At 63.9% G+C, this 13,038-nt stretch carries 11 protein-coding genes; 6 read left to right on the top strand and 5 right to left on the bottom strand.

Translation table 11 applies throughout. The features are described 5' to 3' along the window. Positions 1-71: 71 nt before the first annotated feature. The 4 genes from A3CW_RS0103210 (at position 72) to A3CW_RS0103195 (ending at position 5,095) form a co-directional block, all read left to right on the top strand. Positions 72-1,634 (top strand): DHA2 family efflux MFS transporter permease subunit, encoded by a 1,563-nt coding sequence (locus A3CW_RS0103210; protein WP_028202281.1) that lies wholly within the window; start codon positions 72-74, stop codon positions 1,632-1,634. A gap of 113 nt (positions 1,635-1,747) precedes the next feature. Further along, complete coding sequence (locus A3CW_RS0103205) at positions 1,748-2,185, top strand: MarR family winged helix-turn-helix transcriptional regulator (protein ID WP_028202280.1); 438 nt, start codon at positions 1,748-1,750, stop codon at positions 2,183-2,185. A 56-nt stretch (positions 2,186-2,241) separates the two neighbouring features. Further along, positions 2,242-3,765 (top strand): efflux transporter outer membrane subunit, encoded by a 1,524-nt coding sequence (locus A3CW_RS0103200; RefSeq protein WP_028202279.1) that lies wholly within the window; start codon positions 2,242-2,244, stop codon positions 3,763-3,765. Positions 3,766-3,799: 34 nt separating this feature from the next. Then, positions 3,800-5,095, top strand: a complete 1,296-nt coding sequence (locus A3CW_RS0103195; RefSeq protein WP_028202278.1) for an HlyD family efflux transporter periplasmic adaptor subunit — start codon at positions 3,800-3,802, stop codon at positions 5,093-5,095. Here A3CW_RS0103195 and A3CW_RS0103190 read toward each other — a convergent pair. The 4 genes from A3CW_RS0103190 to A3CW_RS0103175 form a co-directional block, all read right to left on the bottom strand. After that, the gene (locus A3CW_RS0103190) at positions 5,092-6,039 is read right to left on the bottom strand and encodes a LysR family transcriptional regulator (protein WP_028202277.1); all 948 of its coding nucleotides are present in this window, start codon (positions 6,037-6,039) and stop codon (positions 5,092-5,094) included. The two genes, A3CW_RS0103195 and A3CW_RS0103190, sit on opposite strands and share 4 nt — an antisense overlap. A 70-nt stretch (positions 6,040-6,109) precedes the next feature. After that, positions 6,110-6,409: an ArsR/SmtB family transcription factor gene (locus tag A3CW_RS0103185; protein WP_028202276.1), complete on the bottom strand. Its 300-nt coding sequence runs from the start codon at positions 6,407-6,409 to the stop codon at positions 6,110-6,112. Positions 6,410-6,437: 28 nt separating this feature from the next. Continuing rightward, positions 6,438-7,016, bottom strand: coding sequence for a DJ-1/PfpI family protein (locus A3CW_RS0103180; RefSeq protein ID WP_028202275.1), 579 nt, complete (start codon positions 7,014-7,016; stop codon positions 6,438-6,440). A gap of 6 nt (positions 7,017-7,022) precedes the next feature. Next, positions 7,023-9,848 carry a 2-oxoglutarate dehydrogenase E1 component gene (locus A3CW_RS0103175; RefSeq protein ID WP_028202274.1) on the bottom strand — a complete coding sequence of 942 codons (2,826 nt, stop codon included), beginning with the start codon at positions 9,846-9,848 and terminating at the stop codon, positions 7,023-7,025. 311 nt (positions 9,849-10,159) lie between these two features. On the opposite strand from A3CW_RS0103175, the gene A3CW_RS0103170 reads away from it, so the two are divergent. Both A3CW_RS0103170 and mug read left to right on the top strand, forming a co-directional pair. Beyond that, complete coding sequence (locus tag A3CW_RS0103170; RefSeq protein ID WP_028202273.1) at positions 10,160-11,125, top strand: GlxA family transcriptional regulator; 966 nt, start codon at positions 10,160-10,162, stop codon at positions 11,123-11,125. Then, positions 11,118-11,684: a G/U mismatch-specific DNA glycosylase gene (gene mug, locus A3CW_RS0103165; RefSeq protein ID WP_051481191.1), complete on the top strand. Its 567-nt coding sequence runs from the start codon at positions 11,118-11,120 to the stop codon at positions 11,682-11,684. The genes A3CW_RS0103170 and mug overlap by 8 nt, the downstream gene beginning before the upstream one ends. Here mug and A3CW_RS45050 read toward each other — a convergent pair. Beyond that, positions 11,670-12,689: a LysR family transcriptional regulator gene (locus tag A3CW_RS45050; protein WP_081771502.1), complete on the bottom strand. Its 1,020-nt coding sequence runs from the start codon at positions 12,687-12,689 to the stop codon at positions 11,670-11,672. The genes mug and A3CW_RS45050 overlap by 15 nt on opposite strands. Between the last annotated feature and the right edge of the window lie 349 nt (positions 12,690-13,038).

Below are 13,038 nucleotides of genomic sequence, written 5' to 3'. Positions count from 1 at the left end.
CCAATTATCAGACATGTCAGATAACGGCCCGTGCTTGACGGGACATTCGCATCCAGACGAGAGAACCTAACATGAATCCATCGACCAACCCAGGCGGGCTACCCCAGCTGACTGGCGCGAAGTTCGCGCTCGGCACCTTCGCCGTGGCGCTCGCTACTTTTATGAACGTGCTGGATTCGTCGATTGCAAACGTCGCGATTCCCACGCTCTCCGGCAACCTCGGCGTGTCGATCGACGAAGGCACGTGGGTCATCACGCTGTTTGCCGCGGCCAATGCGGTGTCCATTCCGTTGACCGGGTGGCTGACGCAGCGCGTGGGCCAGGTCAAGCTGTTCGTCTGGGCGATCCTGCTGTTCGTGCTCTCGTCGGCAGCCTGCGGTCTGGCGCCGAACCTGCTGACGCTGCTGGTGGCCCGTATCGTTCAGGGCGCCGTGGCGGGGCCGCTGGTGCCGTTGTCGCAAGCCTTGCTGCTCGCCTCCTTCCCCAAGGAAAAGAGTTCGAATGCGCTGGCGCTGTGGGCGATGACCGCAACCGTCGGACCAATCGCGGGTCCGGCGCTCGGCGGCTGGATCACCGACAGCTACAGCTGGTCGTGGATCTTCTATATCAACGTGCCGGTCGGTCTGTTCGCGGCCGGCGCGATCTGGGCGATCTACCGCGACCGCGAGACGCCGGCACGCAAACTGCCCATCGACAAGGTCGGGCTGATTTCGCTCATCGCGTGGGTCGCGCCGCTGCAGATCATGCTCGACAAGGGCAAGGACCTCGACTGGTTCAGCTCGCCGGTCATCTGGGTGCTCACGATCGTCGCCGCGGTCAGCTTCGTGTTCTTCCTGATCTGGGAATTGACTGAGGAAAAGCCGATCGTCAACCTGCGGCTGTTCGCCCAACGCAACTTCCTCGGCGGCACGATTGCGATTTCGGTCGCGTATGCGATCTTCTTTGCAAACCTCGTGATCCTGCCGCAGTGGATCCAGGGCTTTCTCGGCTACCGCGCGGTAGATGCGGGGCTCGTCACCGCGCCGCTGGGGATCTTCGCCGTGATCCTCGCCCCCGTGATGGGCAAGCTCATGCCGCGCTCCGACCTGCGGGTGCTCGCCACCCTCGCGTTCGTTGGCTTCGCCGCCGTGTTCTTCATGCGCTCGAACTACACGACCGGCGTGGACGCCTGGACGCTGATTTTGCCGACGCTGCTGCAAGGCATTCCCACGGCGCTGTTCTTCACGCCGCTCACCGGCATCATCCTGTCGGGTCTGCGGCCCGACGAGATTCCGGCGGCCGCGGGCCTGTCCAACTTCGCGCGCATTTTCGCCGGCGCCGTGGGCACGTCGCTCATGAGCAACGCCTGGAACGACCGCACGATCCTCCATCACGCCCGGCTCGCGGAGCAGACGAGCGTGGAGAATCCGGCGTTCACCGGCGCCATCGCGCACCTGCATGCGACGCTGGGTGGCGGCATTCCCAAGGCCACGGCCTTTTACGAAGCCTCGCTCAACGCGCAAGCCACCATGCTGGGGTTGAACGACATCTTCTGGATTTCGGCGGTGATCTTCGTCGTCATCATCCCGCTGATCTGGGTGACGCGGCCGGTCAAGGGCGGTGGCGCGGGCGCGGCAGGCGCTGGCGGACACTGAATTCAGCAGTTGAACCCGGTTCAGACGGCAAACCTGAAGGCAAAGCTCGCGTGTTTTTCTTGACAGTATCTGATAATGCAGATATTGTGCTGTTCAACACGGAGGATGTCGCGATGGACCACTACACGACGAGAAATTTCATGCTCACGGAAAGTGTCGGCTTCAGAATCGTCAAGGCGCGCAATCTGGTCGTCGCGGAGATGGACGCGGCGCTCAAGGACCTCGACATCACGGGCCAGCAAATGGGCATTCTGCTTTCGGTGAAGCAGGGTGTGGCGACCACACCGTTCGAACTGTCGAAGCTGCTCGGCATCGATACGGGCCTCATGACGCGGATGCTGGACAAGCTGGAAACCAAGGGTCTGCTCGAGCGTTCGCGCGACGCAGACGACCGTCGTGTGGTCAATCTGAACCTCACGGCAAAGGGACTGGAAACGGCGGACCAGATTCCGGAAGTCGCGCCGCACGTGTTGAACGCACGCCTGCGCAAGTTCACCAAGGCGGAGTTTGCCGAACTGAACCGCCTGCTTCGCAAGTTCACAGACGACTGAACGGTGCGGCCGTGGTGCCGCGCTTTTTTTCGACCATTAATCTGATATGTCAGAAAATGAAATCTCAGACTTATAAAGCAAGCATCGGTACCCGTACGCTGAAGCTGGGCGTGTCGGCGATTGCAATGGCCACGCTGGCGGCTTGCGCCAACTACGCGGGCATCCACAGCGACAAGCAGATGGCCCAGCCGCAACAGTACGAGACGGCGCAGAGCCTGCCGCAAGAACAGGGGCACTGGCCGTCCGCCGATTGGGTCGACCAGTTCGGCGACGCGCAGCTGAAGGCGCTGATTGCCGAAGCGCTGCAGGGCAGCCCGAGTGTCGAGCAGGCCAAGGCGCGCGTGGCCCAGGCGCAGGCCTATAGCGAAACCGCGAAGGCGGGCACGCTGCCGCGCGTGGACGCCAGCTATACGCTCACGCGCCAGCAGTACAGCAGCACGGCGCTGATTCCGCCGCCGTACGCCGGCTCGTGGCAGACCGAAAACAAGGGCTTGCTCACCGCTTCCTACGATCTCGACCTGTGGGGCAAGAATCGCGAGGCGCTGCGGGCAGCCGTTTCGGAGACGGCCGCGAGCGAGGCCGACGAGGAAGTGGTCAAGCTCACGCTGGATACTTCGATCGCACGCACCTACAACCAACTGGCGCGGCTCTATGCATTGCGCGACATCGCGCAGGAAGAAGTCACGCGCCGCGAGCAGATCGACCGCATCACCGCGGGCCGTATTGCCACGGGCCTCGACACGCAGGTGGAGCGCAAGACCGCGCAGGCGAACCTGGCGACCAGCCGCTCGCGGGTGAGCGCGCTCGACGGCAGCATTCTCACGACGCGCTACCAGCTGGCCGCGCTGATGGGCAAGGGCCCCGACCGCGGGCTCGCGATCACGCGGCCGACGCTGGGCGTGGGCGACGAGGTGCGTTTGCCGGACAACCTGCCCGCCGACCTCGTGAGCCGGCGCCCGGATATCGTTGCGGCGCGCTGGCGCGTGGACGCGATTACGCACGAAGTGAAGGAAGCAAAGGCCGAGTTCTATCCGGACATCAACCTGAGCGCCGCGCTCGGTCTCGACGCGTTCGGCTTCGGCCGCTTCCTGACCGCCGCGAGCCGCACGGCCTCGGTGGGCCCCGCGGTCCACCTGCCGATCTTCGACGGCGGCGAGCTGCGTGCGCAGTTGAAGGGCCGCTACGCCGAGTTCGACTACGCGGTGGCCGCTTACGACCAGACGCTCATTGGCGCGCTCAGCGGCGTGGCCACGCAGCTCGCGCAGATCCATTCGAGCGATGCGCAGCTCGTCGATGCGCAAACCGCGCAGCAGGCGGCACGCGACGCCGACCAGCTCGCGATCACGCAATACAAGGGCGGCCTGACCAATCAGCTCACGGTGCTCAACGCCGACGTCACGGCACTGAACGCCGACGAAGCCATCGCCAACCTGAAGATGGATCGCCGCGACGAGCAGATCGCGCTGGCTTCGGACCTGGGTGGCGGCTATGTCGACACCTCGGCCGATACCGGCCACCACGCGGACGCTGCCGCCCAACCCAACCCTCAAGCCAATTCCGTCATTGCCGCCGCGCGTTGAACGGCATGTTTGCAAACCCGTCAGGAGAACTGAAATGAGCGAAACGATCACGACCGACCGCGAGCCGGTGGATCAACGCGACGAGAAAAAAAACGGCGCGCAAGCGGCCCCGGCCAACAATGACCAGCAAGCCACGCCCCCGGGCCGCCGCAAGCGCCTGATCGCGCTGCTCGGCGCCGTCACCTTGATCGCGGGCGCGGCCTATGGCGCGTACTACTTCACGGAAGGCCGCTTTCATGAATCGACCGACGACGCCTACGTGAGCGGCAATCTCGTGCAGCTCACGCCGCAGGTCACGGGTACGGTGGTCGCCGTCAACACCGACGACACGCAGATCGTGAAGGCGGGCGACCCGGTCGTGACGCTCGATCCGGCCGACGCAAGAATCGCGCTGGCCGACGCCGAAGCGTCGCTCGGCCAAACCGTGCGCCGCGTGAGCGGCCTCTATGTCAACAACGACTTCTATGCGGCGAACGTGGCGCAACGCGAATCGGACCTGGCGCGCGCCAACGACGATCTGCGCCGCCGAGCCGCGGTGGCGGACTCGGGCGCCGTTTCCGCCGAAGACATTGCCCACGCGCGCGACGCCGTGCAGGCCGCACAGGCCGCGCTCGACGCCGCACGCCAGCAGGGGGCGGCGAATCACGCGCTGACCGATCGCACGTCGGTCGAACAGCATCCGGACGTGCAGGCGGCCGCCTCGAAAGTGCGCGCGGCATGGCTCGCGTATGCGCGCGATACCTTGCCCGCGCCGGTGACGGGTTATGTGGCGCAGCGCCAGGTGCAGGTGGGCGAGCGCGTGGCGCCCGGCACGCCGCTCATGGCGATCGTGCCGCTCAACGGCGTGTGGGTGGACGCGAACTTCAAGGAAGTGCAGCTGAAGCACATGCGCATTGGTCAGCCGGTGACGCTCACTGCCGATGTCTACGGCTCGAGCGTGAAGTATCACGGCCGCATCGAAGGCTTTTCGGCGGGCACGGGCAGCGCCTTCGCGACACTGCCGGCGCAGAACGCCACGGGCAACTGGATCAAGATCGTGCAGCGCCTGCCGGTGCGCATCGCGCTCGATCCACGCGAACTCGCGGCGCGTCCGTTGCGCATCGGCCTCTCGATGACGGTGGATGCCGATACGCGCGACGACTCGGGGTCGCAGCTCGGCGCGGCGCAAAATACGCGCTATCGCACCGATGTCTTCGCACAGTACGACGCGCAAGCCGACGGCGAGATCGAAAAGATCATCAAGCAGAACGAAGTGGCGGCCCCTGCGACTGCGTCACAACCCACGCCGCAACGTGTGGCGGCGCGCGATCATAAGGGAACCGCGGGCTAAGCGAGTCTGGCGGCGGCCCGGCAAAGCGCTTGCGCATCCGCAGCAAGCGCTTTGGGCACCGCCTCGCGCAGGTCATCCATGAACGTCTTGATCTTGGCGTCGAGGTACTTGCGCGAGGCATGCACCGCGTAGGCGGAGAGCCTCTGCAGACGATATTGCGGCAATACACGCACCAGCGCGCCGCTATCGAGCATGGCCAGCGCCGTCGACATCGGCAGCGCGCCGATGCCCACGCCTTCGCGAAGGGCGACGCTGAGCGCATCGGGAAGATTGATCTCGACGGGCGCCTTCGGGAACGCCACCGTCTCCCGGCCGTTGGGGCCGTGCAGATGCCAGCGATCGCGCGGAAAGAACGTCGTGACGAACTGCAGGCACGTGTGAGCCTCCAGGTCCTGCACCGTGCGCGGCACGCCGTGGGTATCCAGATAGGCGGGTGCCGCACACAGCACGTTATGGACATCGCCGAGCCGGTGCGACACGAGCCGCGAGTCCGGCAACCCTGTCGTACTCAATTGAAACATCACGTCGTAGCCGGCCTCGATGATATCGGGCGTGTGCTGCGACAACGTCAATTCGATCGATACCGCGGGATACCGCTCGCGATAGCGCACGAGCGCCGGGACCACATAGGCCTGGCCGAAGCTCGGCGACGCATGAATGCGCAGCCGCCCGGAGGGATTGACCTGCGCATTGGCCGCCTCTGCCTCGGCCTCGTCGACACACGCGAGGATCCGCTCGCATCGCTCCAGATAGCGCTGGCCCGCCTCGGTTAGCGAGAGCCGCCGCGTACTCCGATGCAGCAGGCGCGTGCGCAATTGCGACTCGAGTTGCGAGACCGCCCGCGACGCATTGGCGGTTTGAATATCCAGGCGCGAGGCCGCACCCGTAAAGCTTCCTTCTTCCGCTATGCGGACGAAAATCCGCATCATGTCCAGCTTGTCCATTACGCGTCTTCCACGGATAGATCTGTCTCGCACGCAGCTACGACGCAAACTCGCGCCACGCCAGATTCTCCTATAAATGCAGGGAAATCTGTTCGGCAAATGTCCGTATCACTTCTTCGTTACGTGAGAGAAACATCCATTGTCCGACTCGCGTCGAGACGAGCAGTCGCGCTTCGACCAGGACGGCAAGATGCGCCGATACGGTGGACTGCGAGAGCCCGCTGCGTGCCTGGATGGCGTGTGCGGGGACGCCGCGACCCAGATCGACATGGCCCTCTGGAAAGGCATCGGCGGGCACCTTCAGCCACGCGAGGATGTCGCGCCGCAGGGGATTGGCGAGTGCCTTGTGAATCCGGTTCGCGTCTATCATGGCGTTCCTTGCGCGTGCAAGCCGTGCTTCAACGCGGCTGCATCAACAGCGTTCTGGCGATGGTTCCCGCGGCACCTTGCCCAAGGTCTTCCCGCACGATCGACAGCGCCAGGTGAATGCCGGCGCTTGCGCCGCCCGACGAATAGAGGTTGCCATCCTTCAGGCAGCCGGGATTGGACATGACGTGCACCCGTGGATATTCGGCCGCGAGGCGGTGAGCGTCGCGCCAATGCGTGGTCAGCCAGCGGCGGTCGGCAACGCCGGCGCGCGCCAGCAGGAACGCGCCATTGGAAATGCAGGCCAGCCTGCGCGTGGCGGCCCTGGCGTCGCCGAGCCACGTGACGAGTTCGCGATGCTCTCGCGCCGAACTGACCACGGGAGATCCGGGCACCACCACGACGTCGAACGGCGTGCTCGTTTCGACCAGGCATTCCGTGGTGCCCACCGCCGTGCCGTTGGAGCACAGCACGGGCCCAGGCGAGGTCCCGACGAGGTGCGGTTCATAAAACGCGCCGCCATACAGGCGATTCGCTGCATGAAACACATCCATCGGGCCGCTCACCTCAAGCAGTTGAAAACCCGCATAGAGCATCATCGCGACACGCATGCGCGGTTACCCCATGAACGCCTGCTCGACCAGCGCGGATTGCCGCGCGACGTGCGCCGAATGGTAGCCCGGCGCGGTCGATGCGCCGGCGTCAGGACCGGCGTAGAGCAGCTTCGCACCCGTTGGCAGGAGGTCGCGCAACTGCGGGTCGACGAAACTCCATGCACCCTGGTTGCGCGACTCCTCCTGACACCAGACGACGGTCTTCAGGTTGGGATAGCGCGCGAGTTCGGCGGCCAACTGTTTTGCGGGAAACGGATAAAGCTGTTCGACGCGGATGATCGGCGTGTCGGCCGCGTTCGCGCGGCGATGCTCGAGCAATTCGAAGTACACCTTGCCCGTGGCCACGATCACGCGCTCGACGCTGGATGCCCGCGACGCCTCGACCTGCGTATCCGGCAGAACTTCGCGGAATGCGCCCTCGCTCAACTCCTCGAACGTGCTGACCGCTTCCGGATGCCGCAACAGCGACTTGGGCGTCATGACGACAAGCGGGCGGCGATCGGAGGCGAGCGCCTGCCTGCGCAGCAGATGGAACAGCTGCGCGGGCGTGGTCGGCTGGGCGACGCGCATGTTGTCCTGCGCGCTCAGCTGCAGATAGCGTTCGAGCCTCGCCGATGCGTGCTCGGGTCCCGCGCCTTCCTGCCCGTGAGGAAGGAAGAGCGTCAGGCCGCTGCGTTGCCCCCACTTGGCGGCGGCCGCTGCGATGAACTGGTCGATCACCACCTGCGCGCCGTTTGCGAAGTCACCGAATTGCGCCTCCCAGATCACCAGCGCATCGCGGTTCACCGTCGTATAGCCGTACTCGAACGCGAGCACCGCCACTTCGGAGAGGATGGAGTTCGTCACGCTAAAGCGGCCCTGCGCGTTGCCACTCGCAACACCGACATGATCGAGCGGAATATAAACGCCATCCGGCCGGTTCATGCGCGTTTGATCGTGCAACACGGCGTGACGATGATTGAACGTCCCGCGCGCGCTATCCTGCCCGCTCAGTCGAACGCTGACCCCCGCGCCGAGCAGCGAAGCGAATGCCAGATGCTCGCCCATGCCCCAGTCGAGCGGCCGTGTTCCCGAGGCCATTTCCTGGCGCCCGGTCATCATTCTCTTGACGAGCGGATGGAGCGCAAGGCCTTCAGGAACGGTCGAAATCTGATGCGCGAGACGGCGCAGCGTTTCCGTCGAAGGGGTGGGGTGAGAAGCCGGGCTCGCCGCTTCCTCGCGTGAAGAGGCCGCGTCGGAGCCGTCGGTTTCATTCGCACGCTTGAGCAGTTCACGCCGCGCGCTGACGTAGCCCTCTGCTTCTTCGGCCGTCAACACGCCTTGCTGGATCAGCTTCTGCGCGTAGCGGGTTCTCACGCCGGGATGACTGGCGATCGCGCGATACATCAGCGGCTGCGTGATGCCCGGTGTGTCTTGTTCCTGGTGCCCGAATTTGCGGAAGCACACGAGATCGATGACCACGCTCCGTTTGAACGCGGTGCGATAGTCGAGGGCAAGGCGCACCGCCATCGCGACGGCTTCGGGGTCGTCGCCATTCACATGCAGGATCGGCGCCTCGATCATCTTCGCGACGTCGGTGGTGTAGAACGACGAACGCGTGTCGCGCGGATCGGACGTCGTGAAGCCGATCTGATTGTTGACGACGATATGAAGGGTGCCGCCCGTGCCGTGGCCGCGCGTATAGGAGAGGCTCAAGGTTTCCATCACGACACCCTGGCCGGACATCGCCGCGTCGCCGTGGATCTCGACCGGCAGAACCTCGACCCCGTCGGCGCTGCCCAGGACCTCGCCCTTGGCGCGCGCCATGCCTTGCACGACCGGATTGACGATTTCCAGATGCGACGGGTTGAACGCGAGCATCACTTCGACCGGTCCCTCGGGCGTATCGACCGAACTCGTAAAGCCCTTGTGATACTTCACGTCGCCTGCAGTAAGTCGTTCGGGATCCTTGCCATCGAACTCGTCGAACAGCGCACGCAACGGCTTACCGACGATATTCGCCAGAACGTTCAGGCGTCCGCGGTGCGCCATGCCCATCACCACCGCGCGCAATTTTTTCGAAGCCCCGTAGCGGACGACTTCGTCGAGCATCGGAATCAGCGACTCCGCGCCTTCGAGCGAGAAGCGCGTCTGCCCGACGTAGCGTGCGTTAAGGTATTTCTCGAGGCCTTCCGCCGCGCTCAGGCGTTCCAGCAGCCGGCGTTGTTCCGCGGCCTGCAGCGACGGTCTGGCTCGCGTGGATTCGAGCTGCATCTGCCACCAGCGCCGCTGCCCGGCGTCGGTAAGATGCATGAATTCGGCGCCGAGCGTGCCCGTGTAGGTTTGCTCCAGCGCCGCGACGAGCGCTTGCAGCGTGGCGTCGTCGTCGAACAGGAATGTGTCGGCGGTGCTGAATGTGGTCGCCATGTCCGCGGCCGTCAGGCCGTAATAGGCTGGCGTCAACTCGGCGTAGGCGCGTGGCGGCGTCCACATCAGCGGATCGAGATCGGCCGTGCGCGTGCCGATCATGCGGAACGCGGCGATCAGCGACTGTACCGCGACCTGCTTGCGCGCGAGGCCAAGGCCGGAGTCGTTGGCAAGCGCGGTATCGGCCTGGACGATCATGCGCGGCGGCCGCTTGGCAAGCTCGACAAAGCTGGAAATGACGGGGGCGTGCGGCTCGTCGTCGCGATCGCTGCCGTCGATAGCGGGCGTTTCGCGCAGTGCATCGAACCACGCCCGCCATTCACTGGTGACCGCATCCGGGTCAGCCAGGTAAGTTTCATATTGCTCTTCGACGTAAGGGGCGTTGCCCCCGAAGAGGAAAGAGCTCTGACGTTCTTTCAACATGATGATTCTGCCTTTGGTCGGTGTGCGGTCCAATGTCGGGCGCAACACGTGGAGTGATGGCGATAACGCCTTCGGGTCCGCCCGGGTTGTTTGCCCTGCCGCAGTCGTGAACACAGTCTAGTGATGCGGGGCAGCGGGCGAAATGCGCGCGTGGTGCCGCCGCCTGCCAACTAGTGGACGTTTTGGGCCACGCTGCCGATTTGTTACACCGACGCAAAATACTTTTTCCGGGGACAGACTGCACCAGCTAACGACGATGCGTTAAGCTGCGCCACGGTCCTGGTTGGGACACCTCCACTGAAGGTCACGGCATGAAAGTCGCCATTGTTGTATTCGATGGTGTGCAGGCGCTAGATGTTGCAGGCCCACTCGATGTGTTCGCCGAGGCGAACACGTTCCTCTCCGAGCATCAGCGCTACGAGGTGACACTCGTCGGGCGCGAGGCGGGCGCCGTGACCTGCTCGAACGGCATGCAACTGGCGGTCTCGCTTGGCTATGCCGACAGCGACGTGCAATGGGACTTGCTCCTCGTAGCCGGTGGGCCGCAGTTGCCCGACCTGCATCCGTCGAATGCGTTTCTGGCCTGGCTGCAAAATCAGGCGCGCAGTGCAAGCCGCTTTGGTTCGGTATGCAACGGCGCATTCGTGCTCGCTCATGCGGGGCTGCTCGATGGCAAGGACGTGACGACTCACTGGTCGGATGCCGGCCGTCTCTCCAATGAATTCCCGCACGCCAATGTGCAGCCGGACCGGATTTTCGTTCGCGACGGGCGGCTGTTCACGTCGGCGGGCGTGACCGCGGGCATCGATCTGTGCCTCGCGCTGGTGACGGAAGACTGGGGACACGAACTGGCGGTGCGGGTCGCGAAGCGGCTGGTGGTGTATATCCAGCGCGAAGGCGGGCAGTCTCAGTACAGCCCGTATATCGGCGCCGGTAAGGACGAGGACCCCATACTGAGCAAGGTGTATCGCTACGTGAGCGAACATATCACCGATACGCTTTCGATCGAGGCGCTGGCGAGCGCGGCTGCCGTGAGCCGCCGCACCTTGTCGCGCATATTCGCCAAAAACGCAAAGGTCACGCCCTCCGTATTCGTCGAGCAGGTTCGCGTCGACACGGCGAGAAAGCTGCTGGAGGACACGGATGCACCGCTCAAGACGGTCGCATTCAAATGCGGCTTTCATAGCGCCACGCATATGCGCACGACGTTCTCGCGGCGCCTGAACGTCACGCCAAAACAATATCGCCTGCGATTCCGCGGGGAGGCGAGTGCGTAGCGGCGATTCCCTGGTGGAACTGGCGAACGCCAATTCCGCGCCATGTCTTCCCGATATCATCGAGCCCGGTCTGTCGATATTGTTTTGCGGGATCAATCCGGGCATGCGTGCGGCGGCCACGGGGCACCACTTCGATGGCAGAGGGAACCGGTTCTGGCGAGTGCTCCATCGCGCCGGCTTTACGCCGGAAGAATTTCGCCCCGAGAACGACCGTGAGTTGCTGCAGCATGGCTTTGGTCTGACTACGGCGGTCTCGCGCGCGACGGCACGCGCGGACGAATTGTCGAGAGCGGAGATTCAGGCTGCTGCGGCGCAATTCGAACGGAAGGTTCAACACTACGCGCCACGGTTTATCGCCTTTCTTGGCAAGATGGCGCTTGCCGAAATGTCCGGCAAGCGGGATATCCAGTGGGGTTTGCAGTCCAGCCAGTTCGGCGGCGCGTGTGCATGGGTCCTGCCGAACCCGAGCGGCCTGAATCGCGCATTCAGCCTCGACGCGCTCGTGAGCGCCTACCGCGAACTTCGCATAGCGGCTCAGATTTCCTCAGTTGTCGAGTGAATGAATCAGCGGCTGCAGATATTGTGCAGGCGCAGCGGCATGCCTTGCGAGTTCGCGCTTGCCTGGACCGGGCGTACATTCGCCTTCGGTCGTCAAGCCGCTCGCGCATTGAAGATACGCATTGTTTCGCAGCGTTTCGGTCACGAACTCGACGAAGGACCGAATCTTTCCGCTCGTTCCGCGCCGTTCGACATGAAGCAGGTTGACCGGCGCCGATTCGGGCTCGTATGCGCGCAAAATGGGCACCAGATTTCCGGAGGACACTTCGGTTGCGGCCTGGTAAGACAGCAACTGCGTGATACCCACGCCGTCTTCCGCAGCCGAAATGGCGGCGGGCGCCAGATTGACGATCAGGCGCGGCTGCAGCCGTACAGGAATCTTCGCGTTATTTTCGTAAAACATCCACTCGAACGGTTGGGAAACGCCGGTAAAGGAAACGCAGTGGTGGCCGACCAGGTCTCGCGGATGCATGGGCTCTCCATGCCCGGCGAGATAAGTGGGTGACGCAAAGGTTTGTCGCCGCACGGATCCCAGGCGCACCGCGAAAGTCGACGAATCTTCGAGATGGCCAATGCGTATGGCGATATCCACGCCTTCTTCGAGCAGGCGCGTGGGACGATCGAGGTAAACGGCGTTCACGCTGACGTCGGGATAGCGCAGCGTGTAGGCGTTGACGAGCGGGGCGATGAAGCGCTGGCCGAGTTGGACCGGCGCCGTAATCGTGAGCGTGCCCACCGGGTTGGCGGGATCCACGGCGATATGCGACTCCGCGTCGGTGATGCCGTCGAGCAGCTTGCGGCAGGCCTCGAGGTAAGCGACGCCCGCGTCCGTGGGCCGGACCGAGCGTGTCGTGCGCGCGAGCAACTGGGCGCCCAGGCGCGTTTCGAGCGAGTTGACCGCCCGCGAAACCGCCGCTCGCGACAAGCCGAATTTTTCGGATGCGGCGCTGAAGCTGCCGCGTTCGACGATGGCTACAAAAACCTCCATCTCGCGTAATCTGTCCATCTTGACTTCCCAATCCAAGTCTCTTGCAAACGGAAAACAAAAGTAAAAGCCGTTCGGCGCCTACCGTTGCTGGTTCGTTTTCAAACCTTCGTTGATCGTGTCTATCACGATTAACCCGCGGCCTGAATGCCTACGCCGCGATTCTAGGCATCGTGTGCCGTCTGGTATCGCCTCGCAAGCTGGATTGGCTCAAAACAGCGCAGAAATGACCCATGCGCAATCAGTCAGGTTTGCGTTGGCGCAGCGCACACGCGTTGGGCGAATCACGACCGGACGGCCTGGCAAAATTCTCGTACTAGATGGCCCAAAATCAGACCAGGCAAGACTTTAAGAAATTGGGTTCATCTCT

The organism is Paraburkholderia nodosa DSM 21604 (assembly GCF_000519185.1).
GTDB lineage: Bacteria > Pseudomonadota > Gammaproteobacteria > Burkholderiales > Burkholderiaceae > Paraburkholderia > Paraburkholderia nodosa.
This window is presented reverse-complemented; position numbering and strand designations above follow the sequence as displayed.